At 61.6% G+C, this 24,835-nt stretch carries 28 protein-coding genes; 17 read left to right on the top strand and 11 right to left on the bottom strand.

Annotated elements, in window-relative coordinates:
• Positions 1-59 precede the first annotated feature (59 nt).
• From L598_RS07100 to L598_RS07045, 12 genes are all read left to right on the top strand, one after another.
• Positions 60-785 carry an XRE family transcriptional regulator gene (locus L598_RS07100; RefSeq protein ID WP_144861272.1) on the top strand — a complete coding sequence of 242 codons (726 nt, stop codon included), beginning with the start codon at positions 60-62 and terminating at the stop codon, positions 783-785.
• 2 nt (positions 786-787) lie between these two features.
• Entirely contained in the window at positions 788-2,398 is a 1,611-nt protein-coding gene (locus L598_RS07095; RefSeq protein ID WP_144861271.1) for an ABC transporter substrate-binding protein, read from the top strand.
• Positions 2,399-2,462: 64 nt separating this feature from the next.
• On the top strand, positions 2,463-3,488 hold the full coding sequence (locus L598_RS07090) for an ABC transporter permease (protein WP_144861270.1): 1,026 nt from the start codon (positions 2,463-2,465) through the stop codon (positions 3,486-3,488).
• Complete coding sequence (locus tag L598_RS07085; RefSeq protein ID WP_144861269.1) at positions 3,485-4,318, top strand: ABC transporter permease; 834 nt, start codon at positions 3,485-3,487, stop codon at positions 4,316-4,318. Before L598_RS07090 ends, L598_RS07085 begins: the two co-directional genes overlap by 4 nt.
• Positions 4,315-5,205, top strand: coding sequence for an ABC transporter ATP-binding protein (locus tag L598_RS07080; RefSeq protein WP_144861268.1), 891 nt, complete (start codon positions 4,315-4,317; stop codon positions 5,203-5,205). The genes L598_RS07085 and L598_RS07080 overlap by 4 nt, the downstream gene beginning before the upstream one ends.
• On the top strand, positions 5,202-6,017 hold the full coding sequence (locus tag L598_RS07075; protein WP_144861267.1) for an ATP-binding cassette domain-containing protein: 816 nt from the start codon (positions 5,202-5,204) through the stop codon (positions 6,015-6,017). Before L598_RS07080 ends, L598_RS07075 begins: the two co-directional genes overlap by 4 nt.
• Positions 6,010-6,510, top strand: coding sequence for a GAF domain-containing protein (locus L598_RS07070; protein WP_144861266.1), 501 nt, complete (start codon positions 6,010-6,012; stop codon positions 6,508-6,510). Before L598_RS07075 ends, L598_RS07070 begins: the two co-directional genes overlap by 8 nt.
• On the top strand, positions 6,510-8,588 hold the full coding sequence (locus tag L598_RS07065) for a hydantoinase/oxoprolinase family protein (protein WP_144861265.1): 2,079 nt from the start codon (positions 6,510-6,512) through the stop codon (positions 8,586-8,588). The genes L598_RS07070 and L598_RS07065 overlap by 1 nt, the downstream gene beginning before the upstream one ends.
• 7 nt (positions 8,589-8,595) lie before the next feature.
• Entirely contained in the window at positions 8,596-10,260 is a 1,665-nt protein-coding gene (locus tag L598_RS07060; RefSeq protein ID WP_144861264.1) for a hydantoinase B/oxoprolinase family protein, read from the top strand.
• 25 nt (positions 10,261-10,285) lie between these two features.
• Complete coding sequence (locus L598_RS07055) at positions 10,286-11,122, top strand: aspartate/glutamate racemase family protein (protein WP_144861263.1); 837 nt, start codon at positions 10,286-10,288, stop codon at positions 11,120-11,122.
• A 59-nt stretch (positions 11,123-11,181) separates the two neighbouring features.
• Positions 11,182-12,366: a Xaa-Pro peptidase family protein gene (locus tag L598_RS07050; protein ID WP_348642739.1), complete on the top strand. Its 1,185-nt coding sequence runs from the start codon at positions 11,182-11,184 to the stop codon at positions 12,364-12,366.
• A gap of 2 nt (positions 12,367-12,368) precedes the next feature.
• Positions 12,369-13,934, top strand: a complete 1,566-nt coding sequence (locus L598_RS07045; protein WP_144861262.1) for a hydantoinase B/oxoprolinase family protein — start codon at positions 12,369-12,371, stop codon at positions 13,932-13,934.
• Here the strand turns inward: L598_RS07045 and L598_RS07040 are convergent.
• The 8 genes from L598_RS07040 to L598_RS07005 all read right to left on the bottom strand — a co-directional run bounded on the left by L598_RS07040 (position 13,924) and on the right by L598_RS07005 (position 19,487).
• Entirely contained in the window at positions 13,924-14,223 is a 300-nt protein-coding gene (locus L598_RS07040; protein WP_144861261.1) for a GNAT family N-acetyltransferase, read from the bottom strand. The two genes, L598_RS07045 and L598_RS07040, sit on opposite strands and share 11 nt — an antisense overlap.
• Entirely contained in the window at positions 14,213-14,857 is a 645-nt protein-coding gene (locus L598_RS07035; RefSeq protein ID WP_144861260.1) for an alpha/beta hydrolase, read from the bottom strand. Before L598_RS07035 ends, L598_RS07040 begins: the two co-directional genes overlap by 11 nt.
• A 9-nt stretch (positions 14,858-14,866) precedes the next feature.
• Positions 14,867-15,799 carry a ring-cleaving dioxygenase gene (locus L598_RS07030; RefSeq protein ID WP_144861259.1) on the bottom strand — a complete coding sequence of 311 codons (933 nt, stop codon included), beginning with the start codon at positions 15,797-15,799 and terminating at the stop codon, positions 14,867-14,869.
• 211 nt (positions 15,800-16,010) lie between these two features.
• Positions 16,011-17,231 carry a PRC-barrel domain-containing protein gene (locus tag L598_RS07025; protein WP_246658657.1) on the bottom strand — a complete coding sequence of 407 codons (1,221 nt, stop codon included), beginning with the start codon at positions 17,229-17,231 and terminating at the stop codon, positions 16,011-16,013.
• Between the two features lie 568 nt (positions 17,232-17,799).
• Complete coding sequence (locus L598_RS07020; protein ID WP_144861257.1) at positions 17,800-18,309, bottom strand: DNA starvation/stationary phase protection protein; 510 nt, start codon at positions 18,307-18,309, stop codon at positions 17,800-17,802.
• A 45-nt stretch (positions 18,310-18,354) separates the two neighbouring features.
• Entirely contained in the window at positions 18,355-18,567 is a 213-nt protein-coding gene (locus tag L598_RS07015) for a hypothetical protein (RefSeq protein ID WP_144861256.1), read from the bottom strand.
• Between the two features lie 118 nt (positions 18,568-18,685).
• On the bottom strand, positions 18,686-19,138 hold the full coding sequence (locus L598_RS07010; protein WP_144861255.1) for a hypothetical protein: 453 nt from the start codon (positions 19,136-19,138) through the stop codon (positions 18,686-18,688).
• Between the two features lie 10 nt (positions 19,139-19,148).
• A complete protein-coding gene (locus L598_RS07005) occupies positions 19,149-19,487 on the bottom strand; it encodes a DUF883 family protein (protein ID WP_144861254.1) in 339 nt (112 codons plus the stop codon).
• Positions 19,488-19,642: 155 nt separating this feature from the next.
• Here L598_RS07005 and L598_RS07000 point away from each other — a divergent pair, with 155 nt between their 5' ends.
• A complete protein-coding gene (locus tag L598_RS07000; protein ID WP_144861253.1) occupies positions 19,643-20,773 on the top strand; it encodes an AI-2E family transporter in 1,131 nt (376 codons plus the stop codon).
• Between the two features lie 210 nt (positions 20,774-20,983).
• Entirely contained in the window at positions 20,984-21,382 is a 399-nt protein-coding gene (locus tag L598_RS06995; RefSeq protein WP_246658656.1) for a response regulator, read from the top strand.
• Here the strand turns inward: L598_RS06995 and L598_RS06990 are convergent.
• Entirely contained in the window at positions 21,365-21,916 is a 552-nt protein-coding gene (locus L598_RS06990; protein WP_144861251.1) for a sigma-70 family RNA polymerase sigma factor, read from the bottom strand. The genes L598_RS06995 and L598_RS06990 overlap by 18 nt on opposite strands.
• Positions 21,917-21,921: 5 nt before the next feature.
• Positions 21,922-22,128: a NepR family anti-sigma factor gene (locus L598_RS06985; protein ID WP_144861250.1), complete on the bottom strand. Its 207-nt coding sequence runs from the start codon at positions 22,126-22,128 to the stop codon at positions 21,922-21,924.
• Positions 22,129-22,345: 217 nt separating this feature from the next.
• Here L598_RS06985 and L598_RS06980 point away from each other — a divergent pair, with 217 nt between their 5' ends.
• From L598_RS06980 to L598_RS06970, 3 genes are all read left to right on the top strand, one after another.
• Positions 22,346-23,140, top strand: a complete 795-nt coding sequence (locus tag L598_RS06980) for a response regulator (RefSeq protein ID WP_144861249.1) — start codon at positions 22,346-22,348, stop codon at positions 23,138-23,140.
• 111 nt (positions 23,141-23,251) lie between these two features.
• Entirely contained in the window at positions 23,252-23,419 is a 168-nt protein-coding gene (locus tag L598_RS06975; protein WP_144861248.1) for a DUF1328 domain-containing protein, read from the top strand.
• Positions 23,420-23,654: 235 nt separating this feature from the next.
• Positions 23,655-23,996 carry a hypothetical protein gene (locus L598_RS06970; protein ID WP_144861247.1) on the top strand — a complete coding sequence of 114 codons (342 nt, stop codon included), beginning with the start codon at positions 23,655-23,657 and terminating at the stop codon, positions 23,994-23,996.
• 38 nt (positions 23,997-24,034) lie between these two features.
• On the opposite strand, the gene L598_RS06965 is transcribed toward L598_RS06970, so the two are convergent.
• The gene (locus L598_RS06965; RefSeq protein ID WP_144861246.1) at positions 24,035-24,829 is read right to left on the bottom strand and encodes an ATP-binding cassette domain-containing protein; all 795 of its coding nucleotides are present in this window, start codon (positions 24,827-24,829) and stop codon (positions 24,035-24,037) included.
• Between the last annotated feature and the right edge of the window lie 6 nt (positions 24,830-24,835).

The following is a 24,835-nucleotide window of genomic DNA, read 5'->3' as shown; positions in this document are numbered from 1 at the left end:
CTTGACTCCGTTTTGCGTCCGTTTCACAGTTTTAGAAATACTAAAACCGGGGAACAGGCGTGACGGACACCACGACCGGAGCCGAAACGGTACAGACGGCCCATGTGCCGCTCGGGAAGCGCCTTCGCGAGCGACGCAAGGAGCTCGGCTTCACCCTCAAAGAGGTGGCCGACGCAGCTGGGCTTTCGGTCGGTTTCATCTCACAGATCGAGCGCGCGATAACGACACCTTCCCTCTCCTCCCTCGCATCCGTGGCGCATGTGCTCGGCACGGATGTCAGTGAATTCCTTTCGCAGCCGCGCGGTGACACGCCTGCGACCCGTCACAACGAGCGCCCGATCTATGCGGTCGGCGGCAATTCGCTCACCTATGAACGCATTTCCGCTTCCTTTCCGGGAAACGTGCTGCGCAGCGTCATCATCCATGAACCTCCCGGCCATCGCAGCGAGCCGATCGCTCACGAAGGCGAGGAGATCTTCTTCATCCTCGACGGCTCCATAACGGTCGAAGTCGAAGGTGAGCGGACGATCCTCGAAGCCGGGGATTCGATCCACTTCCCATCCACACGCACGCATTCCACCTGGAACCACACCGACAGGCCCGCAACCATCCTGCACACCTGCACGATGGACGTGTTCGGCGACGAACATGCGACCGGAGCGGCCGGATCGGATCTGGCAGTGAGGAGAAACGGCAGCCGCAAGAAGCCGCCGGTTCGACAAAGAGGGCTCGCCACCGGCGACCACCTCTCCGCAAATCAGAACAAATCCACCAGAGAGGATTAGTCATGCAGAAGACAGTGAGATCCTTCGCGGCTGCACTTCTGGCCGCATCGGCTTTGACCACGGCTGTCGCGGCCACGACCGGCCAGGCAGCCGCTCAGACGGTTCTTCGCCTCGACGAGGTAGCCGTGGGCGAGCTCGACCCCGGCAAGGCGACCGACTATGCCGACTCCATTCTTATGTTCAATGTCTATGACACGCTCGTGCTGCCCAAGCAGGGCGAGGTCGGCTATGCGCCGCATCTGGCCGAAAGCTGGGAGACCGAAGGCAACGATTTCATCTTCAAGCTGCGCCAGGATGTGAAGTTCCAGAGCGGCAACCCGCTGACCGCCGAGGATGTCGTCTTCTCCTTCGACCGCATGAAGGAACTGGGCCAGGGCCTCTCCTTCGTGTTCACCAAGGTCGAGGGCGCGGAAGCCGTGGACGAACATACGGTGCGGTTCCGCCTGAGCGAGCCCTATTCGCCCTTCATCGCCTCGCTCGTGCGGCTGCCCATCGTCGACAAGAAACTGGTGATGGAGAATCTCGGCGAGGGCGAAGGCGAGATGAAGGACTGGGGACAGGCCTTTCTCTCCAGCCATTCGGCCGGTTCGGGCGCCTACAAGGTCGTCTCGCACAATCCGCAGGAAGAGACGGTGATGGAGAAGAATCCCGACTACTTCCTCGGCGTTCCTGACAAGGCGCCGGACCAAGTTCGGCTGCGCTACAGCCTGGAGGCTGCCACCGTCCGCACCCTCATCTCCCAGGGCGAGCACGACATTTCCTCGCAATGGCTCCCGCCGGAAGTTCTCAAGTCGCTGGCGGCCGACGGTGCGCAATTCCTTACCGAAACGGGCGGTGGAGCCTTCTACATCAAGATGAACACCGCCAAGCCTCCGCTCGACGACGTGAACTGCCGTCGCGCGCTTTCGGCTGCCTATGATTACGCGACGGGCATCAGGATGGTTGCCATCACCGACGAGATCGCCCAGGGCAGCCCCTCGACTGGCGCGATTCCCGTCGGGATGTATGGCGCCAACCCAGCCTCGGAAGTCATGCAGCGCGATATGGAAGCGGCGAAGAAGTATCTCGCCGAATGCAAATATGATCCGTCCGAGTTCACGCTGGAAATCTCGTGGATCGGCGAGGTGCCTATCGAAGAGCGCTTCGCGCTTCTGATGCAGGCCAACTTCGCCGAGCTCGGCATCAAGTCGGAAATCCGCAAGGTGCCGTGGGCGCTCTTCACCGAGCAGGTGACGAAGCCCGAAAACACGCCGAATATCTCGCAGATCTTCGTCAATGCGGTCACGGGCGATCCCGATACGCTCATGTATCCGATGTATCATTCGTCGGCCGCCGGCACGTGGCAATCGCCGGAATATCTGAAGGACGAGAAGGTCGACGCCCTGCTCGAAAAGGGCCGCACGGTGATGTCCGACGAGGAACGCGAAGCCGCATATTCGGAGCTCAACGACCGGCTGATGGAGATAGCGCCGACCATCTACGCCTATGACCGGCAGTCGGTTTTTGCCGCGTCGAACCGGGTGAAGGTACCGGCGCTTTCCGATCCGTCGAAGTCCTTCGGCATGGACGGCATGGGCTTCACCTTCCGTCTGATGGAAATGACCGGCGAATAGCAAGGCAATAGCCGCGCGGCGCCGCAGCGAGGAAGCGGCCCGCGCCCACAAGGGATAAGATACGATGTCGCCTGTTGTCCGCCTCGTTCTGAAGCGGCTGGGAACTTCGTTGATCGTGCTCATCGGAGTTTCGATGCTGATATTCGCCATCGCCCGGGTCATTCCCGGCGATCCGGCGCGCATCGCGCTCGGCCCCAACGCCACGGCCGAGCAGGTAGAGAACCTGCGGCTACGCCTGCATCTCGATCAGCCGCTACCGGTCCAGTACGGCCACTTCATCGCCGATCTCGCGCAGGGCGATCTCGGTGTGTCGCTCTATACAAACCGGCCTGTGACGCAGGATGTCGCGCAATTCCTGCCGGCAACGCTGGAACTCATCATCGTCGCTGGTCTGATGATGATCCTGATCGGTCTGCCGCTCGGGGTGATCTCGGCCCGGTATCGGGGATCATGGGCCGACAGCACGATCCGCATCTTCACGCTGCTCGGTGTATCCGCCCCGAGCTTCGTCTGGGCGGTGATCCTGATGCTGCTCTTCGCCTATTTCCTGCCGCTCTTTCCGATTGCAGGCCGGCTCGCGGATTCCATGACCGTACCGACGGTTACCGGCTTCCTGCTGATCGACACTCTGCTCGCCGGCAACATCAAGGCTTTCGGCAACGCCGCCTGGCATCTCGTGCTGCCGGCCTTCGCCCTCGCCCTTTCGGGCATCGGACAGGCGGCCCGCCTGACCCGCTCGAACATGGTCGAGACCTACGACAAGCCGTATATCGAGATGGCGGAATCCTACGGCTTCCCCGAAGGGCGCATCGCCCGGCGCTATGCCTTCCGGCCTTCGCTGATCCCCTCGCTGACGATCATCGGTCTCGATTTCGCGGCCATGCTTGGCAATGCTTTCCTGGTGGAGGCGGTCTTCGCCTGGCCTGGCCTCTCGCGCTACGGCGTCGCCGTCATCCTGCGCAAGGACCTGAACGCCATCGTGGGGACAGTGCTGATCATCTCCGCCCTGTTCCTGATCGTGAACATCGTCGTGGATTTCCTGATCGCAATGATCAATCCGCGCATCCGACTTTCCCAGAGGGCCCAATGAAGCGAACCCTCGCCATTCTCGCATCCAATCCGCTTTCAGCCGTCGGCGTGTTGCTCATCGCTCTCGTGGTGCTCTTGGCCGTTTTCGCCGACTTCATCGCGCCCTTCCCCGAGCATCGCGGCGCGGTGGTTGATTTCGTGAACTTCAACAAGCCGCCTCAGTGGCCGTATATTTTCGGCACCGATCTCGTCGGCCGCGATATGTTCAGCCGCATCATCTACGCCTATCGGATCTCGCTGATCCTCGGCGTCGTGGTGCTAGCGATCGCGGTGCCGATCGGCGTCACGATCGGGCTCGTCGCCGGCTATGTCGGCGGCTGGACCGAATATGTGCTGATGCGCATCACCGACGTCTTCCTGTCGATCCCGCCGCTGGTGCTCGCAATGTCCATGATGGGCCTCCTTGAGCCCACACTCACCAATGGCATGATCGCGGTGACGGCTATGTGGTGGCCTTGGTACACGCGCCTCGTCTACAACCTTGCGCGCAGTGAGAAGGAGGAAGGCTATGTGCTGGCGGCCGAAGTGATCGGCGCCTCCAAGCTGCACGTCATGTTCCGCGAGATCCTGCCGAACTGCGTGCCGTCGATCCTCACCAAGATGACCCTCGACCTCGGCTTCGTCATCCTGATCGCCTCCTCGCTTTCCTTCCTCGGCCTCGGCGTACAGCCGCCGACGCCCGACCTCGGCTCTATGGTCGCTGAAGGCGCGAAGTACCTGCCGGATTCCTGGTGGCTGACGGTCTTCCCCGGCCTGGCGATCCTGATCGCCGTCTTCGGCTTCAACCTGCTCGGCGATGCGCTGCGGGAAATCCTGGGGGTGGAGCAATGACGGCTCCCACCCTTCTCATCCGCGACCTGCGCCTCTCCTTCAAGGGCTATTCCGGCCTTGTGGAAGTACTGCACGGCATTTCCCTGCATATCGACAAGGGCGAGCGCGTCGCATTGGTCGGCGAGTCCGGCTCGGGTAAGTCCGTCACGGCGCGCATCATCCTCGGCCTCCTGCAGTCGATGCGCACCGCCCGCATTTCCGGCGCCCTCAATTTCGAGGGCCGCGACCTCGAAGCAATGGGACGCGGTGAACGGCACCGTTTGCGTGGGACGAAGATGTCGATGATCTTCCAGGATCCGACCTCGTCGCTCAATCCCGTCTACCGGATTTCCGAGCAGTTCCATGAGGTGCTGAAGCGCATGGTGCCCGGCATCGGGCGCGCCGAGGCCGACCGCAAGGCCGCCGCCATGCTGGCGGATGTGTCGATCACCGAGCCGGAACGCGTGCTGGCAAGCTACCCTTTCCAGCTTTCAGGCGGCATGAACCAGCGCGTCATGATCGCCATGGCGCTTGCCAACGAGCCGTCGCTCCTGATCGCCGACGAGCCGGGCACCGCCCTCGATGTGACGGTGCAGGCGCAGACGCTCAAGCTGATGCGCGATCTGGTGACCCGGCACAACACGGCCGTGCTCTTCATCTCGCATAATCTCGGCGTCGTGCGCGAATTCGCCGACCGCGTCTATGTGATCTACAAGGGCCGGATCGTGGAGCACGGCAAGGCGACCCAGCTCTTCGACAATCCCCGCCACCCATATACGCGCGCATTGATGAACGCGATCCCGCGCATCACCGGCGAGGGTATACCGGAAATACAGGACAATTCCGACGAGTATCTCGCACCTCTTGTGGTGCATGAAGGCTGCGGCGAACCGGGAGGAGTGGCATGACCCCCATTCTCTCTCTCCAGTCCGTATCAAAGACCTTCAACGTCGGCGCCCGCGAGGTGCGGGCGGTAGACGATGTCACCTTCGATGTCGCCAAGGGCGAGTGTCTGGCGGTCGTCGGCGAATCCGGTTCCGGCAAGAGCACGATCGCCAATATGATCCTCGGCATCTATCCGCCATCCGAGGGCACCATCTCCTATCGCGGTACTGTCCTCCCAAGCAGCCGCGAACTCTCCCACCGCCGCGCCATACAGCTCGTTCAGCAGAACCCGCTGTCCTCGCTCAATCCGAAACGCACGATCGGCGCATCGCTACGCCTTGCGCTCGACGTGCACGGGATCGGCGACAGATCGCGGCGGTGGGAGCGCGTGGGGAAACTTCTGGAGGAAGTGGGGTTACCCGCGGACTACCGGTCGCGTTCGCCGGCAGCGCTCTCCGGCGGCCAACGCCAGCGGGTAGCGATCGCCCGGGCGCTTGCCTGCGAGTCCGAGATCGTCGTGCTCGACGAACCGACTTCTGCGCTCGACGTGCTGGTGCAGGCGCGCACGTTGAGGCTCCTGAACGAACTGAAGGAAAGCCGCGGCCTGACCTACATTTTCATCACGCATGACCTTTCCGTAGTGCGCAACATCGCCGATCGCGTTGCGGTCTTCGAGAAAGGCAAGCTGGTCGAGCTGGACACCGTCGAGACGATCTTCAGCAACCCGACCGATCCCTATACGCGCGGCCTGATCGGCGCCGTACCCGTCGTTACGCGCGAAGAAGAAGCATTGAGAACAAGTCTGACCGAGAAAGAGAACAATGCAAATGCCTGATTATTCGACGTTCACCAAAGCGCTCGAGACTGCCGAGGGCAAGCCGGAAAACGTCTTCGACGCCCTTTACCGTCTGACCGACGAGACGATCGGCGTGAAGCTCTTCACCATGATGAGCTTCGATTTCCGCGCAGGCGTCGCTGGGCGCTTCTATTCGAACATGCCGGACGCCTATCCGGTCTCCGGCACCAAACCGGTGAACACCACCGACTGGGCGCGGCAGGTGCTGCAGGAGCGGCAGGTCTTCGTCGCCAACGATATCGAAGGTATCGCGGAGGTCTTCTACGACCATGAACTGATCAAGTCGCTCGGCTGCGAATCCGTGATCAACATTCCGGTCGTCATCGGCGGCAACGTGATCGGCACGATCAACTGCCTGCACGAGGCCGGCTACTACACCGACGACAAGGTCGCCGCCGCCGATGCCCTGAAGCTGCCCGGCGCGGTCTGCTTCCTCCTCAAAGAACGCCAGGAAACCATGGGAGCCGCATGATGGCCAACAAGACGATCCGCGTCGCGACCGATGTCGGCGGCACGTTCACCGATCTGGTCGCCTTCGAGACGGAAGAGGGAAACCCCGTTCCGCGCATCATTACGGCCAAGTCGGACACCACGCCGCCGAACTTCGAAGAGGGTGTGCTGAATGTCCTGGCCAAAGGCGGCGTCGATCCGGCATCGGTCGATTTCCTTGCCCACGGCACCACCGTCGTCATCAACGCTCTGACCGAACGCAAGGGCGTCAAGGTCGGGCTGATCACCACCGAAGGTTTCCGCGATACGCTGGAGATCGCGCGCGGCAACCGGCCCGATTTCTTCAATCTTCATTACGAGAAGCCGAAGCCCTTCGTGCCGCGCTATCTGCGCCGCGAGATTCCCGGCCGCGTGAGCTACAAGGGCGAGGAACTGCGCGCGCTTGATCTTTCCGGTCTCGGCGCCATCCTCGACGACTTCAAGGCCGACGGCGTCGAGGCGATCGCCATCAGCTTCCTGCACTCCTATGCCGATCCGTCGCACGAGCAGGCGGCGCTGGCTGAAGTGCGCAAGCTTTGGCCGGAGGTCTCGGTCGTCGCCTCGCACCAGATAACCCGTGAATGGCGCGAATATGAGCGCACGAATACCGCCGTGCTCTCGGCCTATGTTCAGCCGACCGCCGAGCGCTATCTGTCGCGGCTGGCGGGTGGTCTGAAGGAAAAAGGCTTCGGCAAGAGCCCCTATATCATGCAGTCGAACTGCGGCGTGGATTCCCTGGAGACGGTCTCACAGATCCCGATCACCATGGTGGAATCCGGCCCGGCTTCGGGCTTCTGGGGCGCTGCGGAGCTCGGCAAGCTGATCGGCGAGCCGAACGTGCTGGCGCTCGACATCGGTGGCACCACGGCCAAGTGCTCGCTGATCGAGGATGGTCAGGTCAAGATCATGACCGATTACTGGATCGAGCGCGACCGCACCACGGCCGGCTATCCGATCATGGTGCCGGTGGTCGACCTGGTCGAGATCGGCAATGGCGGTGGCTCCATCGCCTGGGTGGACGATTTCGGCAAGCKGCATGTCGGTCCGCAGTCGGCCGGCGCCAAGCCCGGTCCTGCCGCTTATGGTCGCGGCGGCACGGAAGCCACGACCACCGACGCCAATCTCTGGCTCGGCCGCATCAACCGCGACTATTTTTGCGGCGGCGAGGTCGAGGCCGACATGGAGGCGACCGAAAAGGCGATCACCGCCATCGGCCAGAAGCTCGGCGTCGATGCAAACGAGGCGGCACGCGGCATCATCCGCATAGCCAACAACAACATGGTCAACGCGCTGAAGCTGGTGTCGCTCAATCGCGGCCACGACCCGCGCGACTTCACGCTGGTCGCCTTCGGCGGCGGCGGCGCCATGCATGCGGTGGCGCTGGCGGCCGAGCTCGGCGTCAAGAAGGTCGTGGTGCCGGCGGCGGCATCCGTCTTCTCAGCCTGGGGCATGATGATGTCCGATCTCAGACGCGATTATTTCGTAACCCGCCTTGCCGACCTGAAGAAAGGCGCGGCCGAAGGCATCGAGCAGATTTTCGCCGAGACGGAAGCACGTGCGAGGAGGCAGTTCGAGGCCGAAGGCATCGCCGCCGACAAGGTGAAGTTCCTGCGTTACGGCAAGTTCCGCTACCAGAACCAGGAGCACACGACCGAAGTTCTGCTCGATGCGAGCAAGGTGACCGACGATCGCCTGTCTTCGATCGAGGCGGCCTTCCACGAGACCTATGAGCGAGAATACACCTACCGGCTCGACGCGCCGGTCGAGATGGTCGGCATCCATCTCGTCGCCTCTGCCGAGGTCGGCAAGCTGTCCATGACCAAGCGTGAGCCGACAGGCACGAAAGCCGAGGTCGCGCTCAAGGGCAGCCGCAAGGTCGATTTCGCCCTCGAAGGCATTCACGAGTCGGCCATCTATGACGGCACCAGGCTGGAACCCGGCATGACGTTCGACGGCCCGGCCGTGGTGGAGGATCCGGGTACGACGGTGGTCATCCATCCCGGCAGCCATGTCGAGATCGACGGCTACGGCAATATCCAGATCCATCTGACGGCCGAGTGAGGCGGACATGACCAACAAGTCCAACGACCCGATCACGCTGGAGATCATCCAGAACTCGCTGCAGGCAGCGGCAGACGAGATGTTCGCCGTCATGAAGAAGACGGCGATGAGTTCCATCATCTACGAGGTGCTCGACATGGGCACCGGCATCACCGATGCCAAGGGCGCGCTTGCTTCTTCGGGCGCCGGCATCCCCGCTTTCGTCGGCGTGCTCGACAAGGCCGTAAAGGTCATTGTCGGCAAGTTCGACAAGCCGGGCGATATCGAGCCGGGCGACGTATTTGCCACCAACGACCCCTACTGGGGCGGCGTCACCCATCTGAACGACATCATTGTCGCCATGCCTGTCTTTGCCGGCGGCCGCATCATCGCCTGGACGGCAAACATCGCCCACAATTCCGACGTCGGCGGAATGGCGCCCGGCTCGCTGACCGGCGAGGCGACCGAGATCTTCCAGGAGGGCCTGCGCCTTCCCGCGATCAAGATCATCTCCAGGGGCGAGCCGATCCGCTCTGTCATGGAGATCATCAAGACCAATTCGCGCATGCCGGACGTGCTGGAAGGCGATGTCTGGGCGGCCATCGCCTCGGTCCGCATCGGCGCCAAGCGCCTTGTCGAGATCGCCGAGAAATACGGTGTGGAGACCTTCGAGACCGCCATGTCCTCCTTCATGGACTATGGCGAGCAGGTTTCCCTGAAGGAACTCGCAAAGCTCCCCAAAGGCACGTTCGAGCTTTCCGAGGAACAGGACGATGGCCGCATCTTCAATGTTAAGATAACCATCTCCGACTCCGAATTTATTGTCGACCTGCGCGACAACCCGGACCAGTCGGTGAGCCCGGTAAACACCAGCCGCGATGGCGTGATGGTCTCGGCCCAGATGCTCTTCAAGTCGCTGACCGATCCATATTCGGCGGCGAACGAAGGCTCGTTCCGGCCGATCCGCCTGCTCACCCGCGAAGGCTCGGTCTTCCAGGCCAAGGAGCCGGCGCCGATCGGCTTCTATTACGAGATCGAGCTGCGGGTTTACGACCTGATGTGGCGCTGCCTCGCCCAGCATATGCCCGAGCGGCTCGCCGCCGGTCATTTCGCTTCCGTCTGCGGCACCTTCATCGGCGGCATCCACCCGGATACCGGCCGGCAGTACACGATCATCGAGCCGCAGCTCGGCGGCTGGGGCGCCAACCGCGACCGCGACGGCAACAGCGCCATCTTCTGCGGCTTCCACGGCGAGACCTACAACTGCCCGGCCGAGATCAACGAGGCGCGCAACGGGCTCTATGTCGACCGGATGGAACTCAACCTGGAGCCGGGCGGCGAAGGCAAGTTCACCGGTGGGCGGGGCATCGTCATGGACTACCGCGTGCGCGCCGACAACGGGTTCCTGACTGTCGGCTACACCCGTTCGAAGTTCCCTGCCTGGTCGCTCGACGGCGGCCGCGAAGGCTCTCCCAACTACGTGAAGGTGATCCGCAAGGACGGCTCGGAAGAGGAATATTCCTTCGTCTCCGAACTGACCACGCACACCGACGACGTCATCCGCGTCATCACCGGCAATGGCGGCGGCCTCGGCGACCCGAAAGAGCGCGATCCGAAGCTGGTCGCGGAGGACATCCGCAACGGCCTGATCACCCTCGAGCGGGCGAAAGAGGTCTACGGCTTTACCGGATGACACCAATCGCAAAGAGGAGGTACCGATGAGCGAGAAGCCGCTGAAGATCATGTATCTGAGCCCCGTCGCAGGCAGCGGGGCGCATGACGACGTGTTCGCAAAGATGGCGCGGGAGCACAAGCTCCCTGGCACCGAGGTCCATGTCGCCTCACTGCCCGAGGGTCAGGGCCGGTTCAGCCATATCGAGTTCCGCGCCTATGAGGCGATGGTGACCAGGGGCATCATCCGCGCCACGCGACAAGCAGCCCGCGAAGGCTTCGATGCGCTCGCCATCGGCTGCTTCTACGACACGGCGCTTCACGATGCGCGCGAGATCTCCGGCGACATGATCGTGACTGCACCCTGCGTGGCCTCCTGCGAGATCGCGGCCAGCATCTCCAACCGCTTCGGCGTCATCGTCGGCCGGCGCAAATGGGTGAACCAGATGAGCGCCACCGTGCGCGAACACGGCCACGAACATCGGCTCGCGGGCTTCTATCATGTCGAGCTTGGCGTCACCGATTTTCAGAAGGATCACGCCGAGACGGAACGCCGCCTGATCGAGGCCGGGCGCAAGGCGGTCGAGGAAGGCTTTGCCGAATCCCTCATCCTCGGCTGCACCATGGAGGTCGGCTTCTATCGTGATGTCGAGAAGAAGCTAGGCGTTCCGGTCATCGATCCTTCGATCGCTGCGCTGAAGCGTGCCGAGTATGCCGCCATCCTGAAGCGCCAGTGCGGCTGGAAGCCGAGTCGCAAATGGTCGAGCGAGGCGCCGCCGGAAGACGAGATCGCCTATATCGGCGGCTTCGACGATGGTGAGATCTTCGGCAATCGCATCGTCGTTGAAGCGGAAGAACCGGGGCCTGCCCGCAAGGCGGCTTGAAGCCCCTTATCCGGCCCTTCGGGCCACCTTCTCCCCGATGGGGAGAAGAGGAAGCAGCAATGGCTCCGCCCTCCTCTCGCCGTCAGGGCGAGGATGGTTCGCGCAGCGGACCGGGTGTGGGACGACAGATCAAGGAGAATGAAGGCATGACCGACACTGCAAAACGCCTCGCCGCGCTGCGCGAAAAAATGCGCGAAACAGAGACCGATCTCGTCGCGCTCGGACCGGGCTCGCACATGCAGTGGCTGCTCGGCTTCCACCCGCACGCCGACGAACGCCCGTGCCTGCTGCTCGTCTCGTCCACGGCGGAGGCCTTCCTGATGCCGGTCCTCAATGCCGAGGGCTCGCGCGAGAAGACGGACATAGCCTTCCATACCTGGAGCGACGATGAAGGTCCGGAGCGTGCCTTGGTCGAAGCGCTGGCCGCCGTCGACGCCGGCAATGCCGGCCGCGTGGTGCTTGACGAGACCATGCGCGCCGATTTCGCGCTTCTGCTGCTCGACAACCTACCCAGTGCCGGCCACGCCTTCACTTCGGAAACGGTCGGCGCATTGCGCATGCGCAAGGACGAGAGCGAATTCAAGGCACTGAAGGCGAGTGCGGGAGTTGCGGACCGCGCCATGCAGAAGGCCTTCGCCGCCATCCGTCCGGGCATGACCGAGACCGAGCTTGCCGAAGTGGTCGGCGCCTCCTTCTCTTCCGAAGGGGCCGCAGCGCTCTTCCGCATCATCGGCTCTGGCCCGAACGGCGCCTTCCCCCATCACCAGACCGGCAGTCGCAAGCTGCAGGAAGGCGATGCGGTCGTGATCGATATCGGTGCCCGTAAGGGCGGCTTCCCGAGCGACATCACCCGCATGGCCGCGGTGGGCAGGCCCCCCGAGGGCTACGGCCAGATCCACACCATCGTGGAGAAGGCCGTCCAAGCGGCATTGCAGGCTGCGCGTCCCGGCGTCAAGGCCAAGGAGGTGGACGCGGCGGCGCGCAAGGTCATTTCCGATGCCGGCTATGGCGAATATTTCGTCCACCGGACCGGCCATGGCCTCGGCATCGACGGCCACGAGCCGCCCTTCATCACGGCGACGTCCGAGACCATCCTTGAAGAGGGAATGGTGTTTTCCATCGAGCCGGGCATCTACATCCCGGGCCGCTTCGGTATCCGACTGGAGGAGATCGTCATCCTGCGGGAGGACGGGCCGGAAATCCTCTCGACGCTCCCGCGCGACCTCCACGTGGCGGCAAGCTGAACATGAAAACGCACGATCCCATCACCGCCACCGTCATCCAGGCCAGCCTGGTGGCGGCGGCCGACGAGATGTTCGCGGTGCTGAAGAAGACCGCCATGAGCCCGATCATCTATGAGGTGCTGGATGTCGGCACCGGCATCACCGATGCCGAGGGCGAACTGGTCAGCTCCGGCGCCGGCATTCCGACCTTTGTCGGCGTCCTCGACAAGGCGGTGAAACGGATCGTGGATATCCATGGCCTCGACAAGGTACGCGAAGGCGACGTCTACGTCACCAACGACCCTTATTATGGCGGCGTTACGCACCTGAACGACGTGGTGATCGCGCTTCCCGTCTTCGCTTCCGGCGGACTGGTGGCCTGGGCTGCCTCGATCGCCCACTGGAATGATGTCGGCGGCAAGACGCCGGGATCGATGGCGGTCGACGTGTCGGAGATTTTCCAGGAAGGTCTCCGCCTGCCGGCGGTTAAGCTGTTCGAGGATGGCAAGCCGATCCGCTCCGTCTTCGACATCATCTCGTCCAATTCGCGCCTGCCGGATTTCGTGACCGGCGATCTGTGGGCTCAGGTGGCGGCAAGTCGCAAAGCCGAGAGCCGCATCCGGCACATCATCGAAAACTATGGGCTGGACGCCTATCGCAGCGCCCTTGCCTCGCTTTTCGAGGAAGGCGAGAAGCGGGCTCGCGCTGGCCTCGCGACCCTGCCCGAAGGCACCTATAAAATCGAGGAGGAACAGGACGACGGCGCAGTCTGGCGGGCAGCGATCACGGTCAGCAAGGACCGTTTCCTTGTCGACCTTCGCGACAATCCGGAGCAGCGGAACGCACCCTACAATACGAGCCGCGACGGCGCGGTGATCTCGGCGCAGATGATCTTCAAGGCGCTGACCGACCCGACGCTCTTCACCAATGGCGGCTCTTTCCGCGCCCTCGAAGTCATCACCGAGCCGGGAACGGTCTTTCACGCCACCGGCACTGTACCGCACGGCTACTATTTCGAGACGCGCATTCGCCTTGCCGACATGCTCTGGCAGTGCATTGCGCGCGCCATGCCGGAACGAATGCCGGCCGGAAGCTTCGCCTCCATCTGCGGCACCGTGATCGCCGGCAATCATCCCGACACCGGACGCCGATACACCATGGTCGAGCCGCAAATGGGCGGCTGGGGCGCGACCGCCGAGCGCGACGGCCTCGATGCCATGTATTCCACCAATCACGGCGAGACCTTCAACTGCCCGGTGGAGATCTGCGAGGCTCGCTACGGCATCGATGTCGGCCACAAGCGTCTCAACGAGACCGAGGAAGGCATGGGCCTGCATTCCGGCGGAAAGGGATTGACCGTCAGCTACCGACCGCGCGGCAAGGCGATCCTTTCGGCCGGCTACAGCCGCAACCGCCAGCCCGTATGGGGCCTGAACGGAGGTAAACCGGGCGGCACCAACGGGCTGACTGTTTTCCGTAGCGACGGCAAGCGCGAGGACTACGCCTTCGTCAGCGGCCTCGTCATCGAGCCCGGTGACGAGATCCTTATCCGCACGGCAAACGGCGGCGGCTGGGGAGCTACTGTTTGAGCACGTCAGCCCATTCCGGGTGACGGCGAAACTGAGCGGCGGCAAAGGGGCAGAGCGGAATGATCTTCACTCCGGTCTTTCGCGCATCCTCCACCGCCCGCTCGACGAGCTTCAAGCCTATTCCCTGCCCGCGAAATGCGTCGGGAACTGCCGTATGATCTATAATCATCTGCGTCTCGCCAGCACGCGTGAAGGTCATCTCAGCTTCGTCGCCATCCGGTGAGGTGAAGACATAGCGGCCCTTGCTGCCGTTGTCCTCCAGCACGATACCCGTTGCGTCACTTGCCATCTGCACTCTCCGCGTTTTCCTCGCCACGATAGCGGGCGAGGAAATGATAGGCCATATCGATCTCGTTCTGGCGCAGTTCGTGCCCGCCTTCGTGCCAGGCAAGCCGCACATCCGCTCCGGCGGCCTTGAGGCAGCTTTCCAGCCTCAAGATGAGATCCGGCGGACAGATCGGATCATGCCGCCCCGCCGTTATCAGAATCTCCGTGGAACCCAACCTGTCCCCGATCTTGGGCACGAAAGGTATCAGCGGATGCATGAGGATCGCCGCGTCGAAGAGGCCGGTCCCGGCGAAAAGAACGGATGCCAGAATATTTGCGCCGTTGGAATAGCCGAGCCCGAGAACCGCCGAGGGCTTGGCCGCCTCGACATGGGCGCGCACGAAATCCGCCATCTTAGCCGTCGCGCGGGCAAGGTCCTGCATGTCGTAGACGCCCTCGCCCGTGCGCCGGAAGAAGCGCGCCGCGCCGTATTCGGAAACGTCGCCACGCGGCGCAACAATGCCTGCGCCGGGAACAAGGTGGGGGGCGAGATCCATGAACTGGTTCTCGTCGCCGCCCGTCCCGTGGAAGAGGAAGAAGAGCGGGCGGTTGTCGCCGCCCGCGACATGCTTGTGCTTATAGGCGTCGATGGACATGGGACGGCCTCAATCGCCTATCGGCGCAAGATGGGTTTCAAGATAAGGACGCAGATGCTCGTGCTGCGTCGGCAGCTTGAGGGCTTCGCCGAGATGCTCGACCGGCTCGTCCCGGTCGAAGCCGGGTTCGTTCGTGGCGACCTCGAACAGCACGCCGCCGGGCGTGCGGAAATAGATCGCGTAGAAATAGTCCCGGTCGATCACCGGCGTAACCTGCATCCCGTTTTCGGCAAGCGCCCTTTGCACTTCCAACTGACGCTGGCGATTCTCCACTGCAAAGGCGATGTGATGCACCGATCCGGCACCCTGACGTGCAGGGTTCGCGGAGGGCAATGTCTCGATATCGATGACATTTGCGCCATTGCCGTTGGGGACCGTCAGCCGGCGGATATTGCCGCTTTGGCCGGCTTCCTCATAACCCATGAACTTCAGCAGTTCCTCGGTCGGGCCGCCGTCGCGGAGGCGAAGCGAAGCCGAATGAAAGCCGCGGATCGCCTTATCTTCCGGCACGCCGTCTTCCGTCCATGGTGCCCGGCCGTCGCTTTCAACTTCGGCCAGGGCAAAGCCGTCGCCGTCCGGTCCCTCGAACAGGAGCCGGTTTTCGCCGAAACGCTCTTCCTTCTTGAGGCCGGCGACATTGTTCTGTGTCAGGCGGTCCTGCCAATAGTCGAGGGATCCCTGAAGAACCGAGAATACCGTCGTTCCGACCTCTCCCGTGCCCGGTCTGCCGCGCGCAATTCCCGGAAACGGGAAGTAGGTCATCACCGTGCCGGGAGTGCCGGTCCTGTCGGCATAGTAGAGATGGTAGACGTCCGGAGCGTCGAAATTGACGGTTTTCTTGACCCGGCGCAGGCCGAGCGTATGGGTGAAGAAACGGTTGTTCTCGTCCGCATCCTTCGCCATGGATGTGATGTGATGGATACCCTTGATCTGGCTGAGCATGACAAGCTCCTTTCGGCAGATGCCAAGCGCAACACGCGCTTTTTCAAGAGCATATTTTGGGTTGAAGGGACCATGGCGAAAAGATCATGCGGCCACGACAGTTCGTTCGGCGATATTGAACAATCTTGTTTTATCGTTCAAAAGGAACATGAAAGAAAAGCCCCACACCACTACCGGCGCGGGGCCTTTCGGTTTGCCATGAGCAGGCCGACTATTGGGCTTCGGGGGCGCTCATGCGCATCTCGTCCCGGTTCTCGGCATAGGTGCTTTCGTCATAGGATGCCTGCTGCTCGAGCTGTTCCTTGGTCAGGCCGGTATAGAGATAGAGGTTGCCGTCGGCATCCGACATGAAGTTGAGACTGTCCATGCCGATCGCGACTTCCTTCTCGCCAATGCCCAGGAAACCGCCGACATCGACCAGAATGGCGTCGACCTTGCCGTCCTCGGAAAGGAGGACATCTCCGATCTCGCCGACACTCTCCTCATTGGCGCCATAGACAGCCGTCCCGACAAGCTCTTCCGACCGGATCTCCTCCACCGGCATTTCCTGCAGGCTGGAACGATCGACCGCGCCTGTCGTGGTCTGGTCGGTTCCTTCGCCACTATCGCTGGGTGCCGCGGCCATGCTGTCATCGGTAGTCTGGGTATCTGCCGAAGAAGCGGATTCGCCCGAGGTCTGGGTGTCGTCACCCGGTGCCGCTGCCGTGGTATCGGTCTCCGTGTCATCGGCCGGGGCAGCAGCCGTGTCCGAAGCCGGATCGTCGGTGGCCGTGTCTGAAGCCGCCATATCATCCGTTTCAGAAGCGCTGTCTGCCGAGGCCGTGTCGTCGGCCGGCGCCGTACCGTCATCAGCCGGGGCGGCGGCAGTCGTATCCGAAGCCGCATCGTCGGTGGCCGAAGCCGTGTCATCGGTTGCAGCGCCGCTATCCGCCGGTGCCGAGGCTGTATCGTCGGCCGGGGCCGCGCCGTCATCGGTCGGAGCAGCGGCCATGCCTGTCGTCGACTGGTCATCCGCCGGAGCCAACGCCGAATCGTCTGCAGCCTCGCCTTCCTCAGGAACCACCGGCGCATTGGCCAGATCCTCCGCCGTGACCGGCTTGGTCTCGGACACCTCGGCATCGGCAGGCATCGGCCTATAGGCGGCGCGGTCGAATTCCTGCTGTGCCTTCAGAGCATCGGCAGTCGTTTCGACGATGAGCCATTCCTCACCGTCCCGCTCGGCCCATTGCACGAGATCGTATTGGAGCGCCACTTCCTTCTGGCCGATGCCGAGGAAGCCGCCGACACCCACCACGATCGCCTGCACGGCGCCCTGCTCATCCATGACAAGGTCGCTCACGCTGCCAATATTCTGGGCGTCGTCGCCGGTGCTGTTATAGACCCGCTTGCCGATAAGTTCGGAGGCAAGATGCCCTTTTGCATGCTTGACCATCGGCGCCGCCGATTCGGCCGGCGCGGCACTCGGCGCAGGGGACGTTGGAGTGGTTTGCGCATACGCGCCAGTAGCCAAAAGTGTAGCTATGGCGGTGGTCGCCAACAGATTGCGGATCATGTTAAACTCTCCTTGTGCAGTGTTCCTGTGCTGGCCGCGTCTTCCATTCGCACTATCCAAGGGATGAATGGAGCGCGGTCTTTTACCTTTGCACAACGCAACGCCCGTGAAGTTGTTCCCGGCGCTTTTACTTGTGCGCCAGCAGGAACAATGTCCGCGCCGCCTGCTCATGCAGTTGAGATCGCAAGTATCCGGTTGATTTTGGCGTTCCTGACCTAGAAAAGATTCTCGGCGTACCGGCCGATACGGTTGCAAAGAATTGAAAAGGCAGGCTTTTTGACTAAAATCTCGCGGAGTTTGGGCAATCCTTGCGCGAGAAATCAGCCGAGTTACGGCAACCGTACCCGTTGGTACGCCTTCATCTTCCGACAGCATGGCCATCGTTGCGGCTCGTTCCCGGATGCAGCCAATCGCAACCTGAAGGGGCCGACAGCCCTGATCTGTCTCGCTAGTCCGAAATGGTCGCCCGCAGCATCCAGAGTGCTTTCTCGTGGAAGGTAAGACGGTCGGTCAGCATATCCGCAGTGACAAGGTCGCCTTTTTCGTCGGCCATCGTCCCGATCTCACGCATCTTGCGCACCGCCTCTTCGTGATCGGCGATCAGATCCTTCACCATCTCCAGTGCCGACTGTCCTGATGCCTTCAGCTCGATGGATGTGTCGATCGATTTGCCGGCAAGCACCGGAGCATGATGGCCGAGAGCACGGATACGCTCGGCAATGATGTCGGTGGCCTCGAAAAGGGTATTGTACTGCTCTTCGGTCAAGATGTGCAGGGAATGGAACAGCGGTCCCACGACATTCCAGTGATAGATATGCGTCTTGATCAGCAGTCGATAGGTGTCCACCAATATCTCGGACAATCGGTTGGAAATCTCCTTCCGCTCGGCATCGGAGAGGCCGATATTCATCCGGTCGGCATGTATCTTGGCTTTCAGAACCTGGGCAGCTTGAGGCATGTGAGTAAGCTCCTTTCCTCCTTGAGATGCAGGCCGGAGCGGTAACTATTGCGCCGGCTGCGTGGACGGCCCGGTATCGCCGGGCGCATCCTCCGACTGTTCGAGTTCGACTGGCTGCTGCTCGTCAATTCTCTGGCCGTATATTTCCACCGCCCACCAGACCGCCGCTGCCAGCAGCAGGCCGCAGACAAGAACCAGCAAGACGGGAAAGCCGCGCCTGCCCTGTTTCGCCTTTTCCTCGGGCAAGTTTTTCGCCATGAAGTGATCTCCAACGACCGAACAGCACGCTCCCCGCACCCGTAAGGAGAATGCTTGCTGGTCGGCATGGTTCCACGCTCGGACCGAGCTTCGCAAAAAAGCTGGGAGCCCGGATAATCTATTCAGGATCCCGCTTCGGCGGCTGACCCGGCTTGCGGTTCTCGCGATAAATGGCATAGCCGAGAGCCCCCAGCAGGGGGAGGCCCAGGGCGCCGAGCGCACCCTTCCGCGCCAGCAGGGCCGGCAAGAGGGCTATCGCCGCCGTCCCGGCAAGCGCCGTCGCATCAAGACTGCGCCGCCGCGCAGCACGCTTGGCCTGGGCGCTGGAGACCAGCTTCTGGACAAGGAGGATCAGACAGGCAAGGGTGATGAACCCGATCCCGAAGCCGATGGACGCTTCGAAGGTTCCCCATCTGTCCGCAGCGGCGATAAATCCCGCACCGATCAGGAAGCCGATGCCGCAAAGCCCCGACAGCCCCGCGATGGCATAAAGGATGGCCGTCAAGCGCAGTCTTTTCAACGCATCGAGAGCTTCACCCGACGCGATGGAGGCGAGCAGAGTTGCCAGCATTCCCGGTCGCCTACCGGCGCATGATCACGGCCAGAAGAAACCCCACTCCCGCAGCAAGGGCGAGAGAGGTAATGGGCTTTTCCCGGACTGTGCTCGTGAGCTGGACTTCGAGATCCTTTGCATTGTCCCGCAGCCCTTCGATGGTTGCCTCGCCCTGAGCCCTCAGATGTTCCGCCCCTTCCGAGGCCGCCTTCCGCGCCGTCCGCAAGGAATGGTCGCCTGCGTCCTTGAGATGTTTCGTCAGAAGCGAAATATCGTCCCGCAGCTTCTGGATATCTGCCTCCAGATCCTTAACGGATGAACCGGCGGTTCCGGTCGTCCCGGCGGGCTTGCTCGAGCTTGCGGCCATGAAAGTTCTCCCTTCTTGAATATTCACGATCGAATATCCCATGCAAACGCCACAACCACGATCGGGGTTCCATTCCCGCTGCATGGAAACCGGCCACGGAACCAAGAAGCATCACAATCCGTTCTGGTGGCGGGAGTCCCAGCCGGATAATCTTGATGAACCTCATCGAAAGGAAAAGGCCGCCGGTCGTACGGCTGCCGCCGAAATCGAATCTGGAGCTGCTTTTGGCGCGCGGCTCTCAGGTGGCGATGATAGTCATTGGATTGATCGCATTCATCTTTGCCCTGCATGCGGGCAAGATGATGCTTGCTCCCTTCACCATGGCGGTCGTCGTCGGGCTCATGCTCGGTCCGATCGCAACCAGGCTGGAGGCACGGGGGGCTCCGCCGGCCCTGTCCGCCCTGGCGGTCGTATTCGTCTTCATTCTTGCCATGATCGCCTTCATGGCCGCCGTGGCGGCACCCCTATCCTACTGGACGGGGCGCATCCCTCAGATATGGAGCGAATTGCAGCTCAAGCTCATTAATCTGCAGGAGCCCCTCAACACGCTCAAATCCCTGCGCGACGAGGTCCGTTCGGTAATGGGGAATGCCGACCTGACGGTGCAGGTCGAGGAGAATTCAGCGGTCGAAAGCATGGCCGTCCTCGCGCCGGCACTGTTGGCTCAGACGCTGGTCTTCTTTGCCAGCCTCTATTTCTTCGTGGCGACCCGCCACCAGACCAGAACCGCCGTGCTCAAGCTGTGCCTGACGCGCAAACTGCGCTGGCGCACCGCCCACATCTTCCGCGACGTCGAAGCGCTCGTTTCCAAATATCTTCTGTCCATCACCTTCATAAATTTCGGATTGGGAGCCGCGGTAGGCCTGGCGCTGTGGGTCTGCGGCGTACCTTCGGCATTGCTATGGGGCGCGCTTGCAGGACTGCTGAACTTCGTCGTCTATATCGGCCCTGCCATCATGGCGCTCATCCTGTTCATGGTCGGGCTTGCCACTTACGATACGCTGCTGGGCAGCCTCGTTCCGCCGATGGTCTACCTCGTGCTCAACATGATCGAGGCGCAGTTCGTGACCCCGACCGTCATCGGCAGGACAATGACGATGAACCCCTTCATCGTCTTCCTGGCCATCGCATTCTGGCTGTGGATCTGGGGACCGATCGGCGGGTTCGTGGCCGTTCCCGCCCTGTTGATCGTCTATGCCATCTGCAGGAACATCATCCCGAGCATAGAATGGGCGCCGCCCGAGACCATGCCCATGGCCCGCGGGCAAAGGCGCCTGCCCCCCTGAGCGGTCCCCTGCCCCCTGCGGTTGCCGATAGTTTCTCCAGATCGAAAACTGGCATCATCAGTCGGCGATTGCTGGACCAGCCGCGTATCGGCTTCTCCAAAGATGCAGCTTGTCACCCCTTTGGATGTCATTTTTTAATGACAGACAATGAAGCGCCCGATTTGTAGTGCTTGGCCACGGGGTGCGAATCATTTCGAGGGGGCATTTTCTTTGACGACGCGACTGCTGGACGCTGCCCGGATCCTCCTCGTAGAGGACGAATTCCTGATCGCCATGGATGTCGAGCAGCTTTGCCGCGATCACGGTGCCGAAACGGTGCGGATTATTCCGAACCAGGCCGAACTCGATGCTTTCAGCCTTGTTTCTGAAGAGATCGACGCAGCCATTCTCGACATCAAAATCTCAGGAAACTGGACGGTCGAATTCGCCCGGATGCTGCAACGGAGCGGCATTCCGTTCATCTTCGCCACCGGCTATTCCGAAATGACTTCCGTTTTCGAGGAGTTTCCGGGGGTCCGGGTCGTAGGAAAGCCATATCCGGGAACCGAACTCGTCGAAGCCCTGGCCGCTGCGCTGGCGGATGCCGCCTCCCTACGCGACGATGTTTGAGGAAGTGACCTGGGCGGAAACGCCGTCCGGGCCGTAATCACCCTCTCCGCTTATGTGCAGGATTTCCTGGAGACGGGTCCGGGCGCGGCTGACACGGCTCTTGATCGTGCCCACCGCGCAGCCGCAGATTTCGGCAGCTTCCTCGTAGGAGAAACCGGATGCACCGATGAGGACGATCGCTTCGCGCTGATCCTCCGGCAGGAGCTCGAGCGCCTTGCGGAAGTCATCGAGATCGAGCGAACCGTCCTGGCTGGGATGGATCGACAGCCGCGCCGTGATGGAGCCGTCGCTATCCTGGACCTCGCGCCCGCGCTTGCGCATCTGGGAATAGAATTCGTTGCGCAGGATCGTGAAGAGCCATGCACGGAGATTGGTGCCCGGCTGAAAGCTCGATTGCTTGTCCCAGGCCTTGACCAGCGTTTCCTGCACAAGATCGTCGGCCCGATCGGAATTTTTCGTCAGCGAGACGGCAAAAGCTCTCAAGCTCGGTATGGCTTCCAGCAGGCTGGCTCTGAAATTCGAAGCATCTGCCATACGGATCACTCCTTTTCCGTCGCAGACTTCGACGCTTCCTTTTGTTCAAGCTGGCTCAACAAGTGCATGAACCGGTCCGGAATCTCGTCCGAGACCAGTTCATCATAATATTGCTTGAGTTTCCGCCCGATTTCGGAATTGGAGCCCAAAACCCCGTCGGCCCCCGTCCGTTTTCCCTTGTTACGCCGCCCGGCGCCTTTGTTATCCGTCATGCTTCGTCTCTTCGCGCCTTTTGCCCGAATATATATCCACTATCACCCACCATTGTCGCAGTTGCCCTACAACCACCCAGTGTCCAATTCATTTGCAAACGCTTGCGGGCGGATTTAGTTCCCACCCAGGAACTTTTCTATCTGGTGCGCGTTGATAAGGCTGTGCGCACCATCTATCTCTTTTTTTTGCTAACGTCGTTGAGGGAGACGCCATAGCATGGGTTTGTCCGCAAGAATTACCCCGCATCTGCCATATCTGCGCCGATTCGCACGGGCAGTGTCCGGCTCGCAGACCAGCGGGGATGCGCTTGTTGCCGCGACTCTGGAAACGATCATCGCCGATATCGATATCTTTCCAAAGGCTTCCAGCGACCGGGTTGCACTTTTCAAGCTGTTCACCAAGCTCTTCGACACCTTCGATATCCCCGTTCCCGAAGAGCGGCCGGCATCGGCCTGGGAGCAGCGGGCGATAACCAATCTTTCGGCGCTTGCCCCGCGCCCCCGTCAGGCATTCCTCCTGGTTGCGGTGGAAGGTTTCGACCAGTCGGAGGCCGCCGAAATCCTCGATATCGATGAGGACGGGCTGAACAGGCTCGTCAGGGAAGCGAGCGAGGAGATCTCACGGCAGGTGGCCACCGATATCATGATCATCGAGGACGAGCCTCTGATCGCCATGGATATCGAGGAGATGGTGCGCAGCCTCGGCCATCGCGTCGTCGGCACGGCAAGGACCCATGCCGAGGCAACCGCCCTGTTCAACAAGACACAGCCCAAGATGGTCCTGGCCGACATCCAGCTTGCCGACGGCAGCTCCGGCATCGATGCCGTCAACGAGATTCTGGCAACGACGCCGGTTCCGGTGATCTTCATCACGGCCTTTCCCGAACGGCTTCTGACCGGGGAGCGGCCCGAACCGGCCTTCCTGGTGACCAAGCCGTTCAGCGCCGATATGGTGAAGGCGCTCATAAGCCAGGCCCTGTTCTTCGACCGGCAGGCCAAGGCGGCTGCATAATTTGTCGTAGATTGGGCAAGAATGAAAAGCCGCCGCCAGGGCGGCTTTTCTCTCCCAGGAACCAAATACTTGCCGCAGCGTTTGTCTCCGGACTGTCGAAGGAGAGACGCTATGCTTTATTGGACGCTTGTATTCCTTGTCATTGCATTGATTGCCGGCGCATTGGGATTTGGCGGCATAGCCGGTGCATCGGCAGGCATCGCACAGATACTTTTCTTTGTTTTCCTGGTGTTGCTGGTGATTTCGCTCCTGGCCGGCTTCTTCCGCAGCGCGCGGTAGACCAAGACATTGAAGAATCCCGGAACGAGAAGGCTCCGGGAGGAAACCGAATCCCCTCAATTCGGTTTTCAGAGCCTCCGGGCCGCAACGCGACCCGGAGGTTTGCGCTTGCCCGGACGGATGCATAATATATTGAATCTGCAGGGTAATTTGGGACCGGAACGAGCGCCCAAATTCCTCTTTTTCTGGAACCCTCGAGGCCTCAAGGTCGTTTCCTGATGAAAGGAACATGACCATGGAACATATCGCTGCCCTTCTACTGATCATTGGCTGTTCCGGCAGCGCGGATTCCTGTCGCGAATTGCCGGCTCCCMCCACTGTCTTCGAAACCTCGGTCGAATGCGACGAGCAGCTGCCGGTTTCAAAACGTCAGTTCGAGGGCCGGTTCGACAAGGTGCTCGCCACCTGCATCCAGCTTGACCCCGCTCTCGAATATGAGGATGCCGAACTGGTCTGGGACATCACACCCGAAGGCGAGCTCGTCGCGTCCATTGAGCCGATGACGGATTATGTGGTTGCATCGAACGCCCACGAACGCGCGGGTGAATATGCCAACGAGCAGCATCGGGCCCGCTGATAGCGGAAACGGTGTCGGGCAATATCTGCAAGGAAAATTCAGGCCGCCGCAGGCGTCGATGAAAGGGCGCCGGGGCCAGGAATGGCGCCCGCCGGACATTTCCCCAGAATGATCATGCCGAGCACTTCGTCCTCGGTGACATCTTCCGTACGGGCGGTGCCCACCACCTGCCCGTTCTTCATGACCACCACGCGATCGGCGAGGCCGAATACGTCGTGAATATCGTGGCTTATCAGGAAAATGCCGATACCTTCGCTCTTCAGCTGCCTTACCAGTTCGGAGACCTGCTGCGTCTCCTGCGGCCCCAAGGCGGCGGTAGGCTCGTCCATGATGAGTATGCGGGCATCGAAATAGATCGCGCGGGCGATCGCCACCGACTGCCGCTGGCCGCCGGAAAGCCGCATGACCGGCTCTTTGAAGCGCTGGAAGCGCGGATTAAGCCGTCCCATCACCTTGCGGGTTTCCGATTCCATGGCGACGTCGTCGAGTGTGCCCCATCTCGTGCGCAATTCGCGGCCGAGAAAGACATTCGCCGCCGCGTCCACATTGTCGGCCAGCGCAAGCGTCTGATAGATGGTCTCGATACCGTATTTCTTGGCGTCGCGTGGATTGGAGATCTGGGCCTCCTCGCCATTGACGAAAATGGTTCCGGCGTCGCGCTTGTAGGCTCCGGACAGGATCTTGATCAGCGTCGACTTGCCGGCGCCGTTGTGGCCGAGGAGCGCAACCACCTCCCCTGCATGGAGATGAACCGAGGCGTTGTCGACGGCGTGGATCCCGCCGAAGGCGATGGAGATATTCTTCATTTCGACCAGAGGTGTCGAGGACGCCATCGTTCT

This window comes from Mesorhizobium sp. J18 (genome assembly GCF_007829525.1).
In the GTDB taxonomy this organism is placed as follows: domain Bacteria; phylum Pseudomonadota; class Alphaproteobacteria; order Rhizobiales; family Rhizobiaceae; genus VLJP01.
This window is presented reverse-complemented; position numbering and strand designations above follow the sequence as displayed.

Coding starts and splice junctions, on each gene's coding strand:
- L598_RS07095 (WP_144861271.1), top strand. CDS start 788: ATGCAGAAGACAGTGAGATCCTTCGCGGCTGCACTTCTGGCCGCATCG.
- L598_RS07090 (WP_144861270.1), top strand. CDS start 2,463: ATGTCGCCTGTTGTCCGCCTCGTTCTGAAGCGGCTGGGAACTTCGTTG.
- L598_RS07085 (WP_144861269.1), top strand. CDS start 3,485: ATGAAGCGAACCCTCGCCATTCTCGCATCCAATCCGCTTTCAGCCGTC.
- L598_RS07080 (WP_144861268.1), top strand. CDS start 4,315: ATGACGGCTCCCACCCTTCTCATCCGCGACCTGCGCCTCTCCTTCAAG.
- L598_RS07075 (WP_144861267.1), top strand. CDS start 5,202: ATGACCCCCATTCTCTCTCTCCAGTCCGTATCAAAGACCTTCAACGTC.
- L598_RS07070 (WP_144861266.1), top strand. CDS start 6,010: ATGCCTGATTATTCGACGTTCACCAAAGCGCTCGAGACTGCCGAGGGC.
- L598_RS07060 (WP_144861264.1), top strand. CDS start 8,596: ATGACCAACAAGTCCAACGACCCGATCACGCTGGAGATCATCCAGAAC.
- L598_RS07055 (WP_144861263.1), top strand. CDS start 10,286: ATGAGCGAGAAGCCGCTGAAGATCATGTATCTGAGCCCCGTCGCAGGC.
- L598_RS07050 (WP_348642739.1), top strand. CDS start 11,182: ATGGCTCCGCCCTCCTCTCGCCGTCAGGGCGAGGATGGTTCGCGCAGC.
- L598_RS07045 (WP_144861262.1), top strand. CDS start 12,369: ATGAAAACGCACGATCCCATCACCGCCACCGTCATCCAGGCCAGCCTG.
- L598_RS07040 (WP_144861261.1), bottom strand. CDS start 14,223: ATGGCAAGTGACGCAACGGGTATCGTGCTGGAGGACAACGGCAGCAAG.
- L598_RS07035 (WP_144861260.1), bottom strand. CDS start 14,857: ATGTCCATCGACGCCTATAAGCACAAGCATGTCGCGGGCGGCGACAAC.
- L598_RS07030 (WP_144861259.1), bottom strand. CDS start 15,799: ATGCTCAGCCAGATCAAGGGTATCCATCACATCACATCCATGGCGAAG.
- L598_RS07025 (WP_246658657.1), bottom strand. CDS start 17,231: ATGGTCAAGCATGCAAAAGGGCATCTTGCCTCCGAACTTATCGGCAAG.
- L598_RS07020 (WP_144861257.1), bottom strand. CDS start 18,309: ATGCCTCAAGCTGCCCAGGTTCTGAAAGCCAAGATACATGCCGACCGG.
- L598_RS07015 (WP_144861256.1), bottom strand. CDS start 18,567: ATGGCGAAAAACTTGCCCGAGGAAAAGGCGAAACAGGGCAGGCGCGGC.
- L598_RS07010 (WP_144861255.1), bottom strand. CDS start 19,138: ATGCTGGCAACTCTGCTCGCCTCCATCGCGTCGGGTGAAGCTCTCGAT.
- L598_RS07005 (WP_144861254.1), bottom strand. CDS start 19,487: ATGGCCGCAAGCTCGAGCAAGCCCGCCGGGACGACCGGAACCGCCGGT.
- L598_RS07000 (WP_144861253.1), top strand. CDS start 19,643: ATGAACCTCATCGAAAGGAAAAGGCCGCCGGTCGTACGGCTGCCGCCG.
- L598_RS06990 (WP_144861251.1), bottom strand. CDS start 21,916: ATGGCAGATGCTTCGAATTTCAGAGCCAGCCTGCTGGAAGCCATACCG.
- L598_RS06985 (WP_144861250.1), bottom strand. CDS start 22,128: ATGACGGATAACAAAGGCGCCGGGCGGCGTAACAAGGGAAAACGGACG.
- L598_RS06980 (WP_144861249.1), top strand. CDS start 22,346: ATGGGTTTGTCCGCAAGAATTACCCCGCATCTGCCATATCTGCGCCGA.
- L598_RS06975 (WP_144861248.1), top strand. CDS start 23,252: ATGCTTTATTGGACGCTTGTATTCCTTGTCATTGCATTGATTGCCGGC.
- L598_RS06965 (WP_144861246.1), bottom strand. CDS start 24,829: ATGGCGTCCTCGACACCTCTGGTCGAAATGAAGAATATCTCCATCGCC.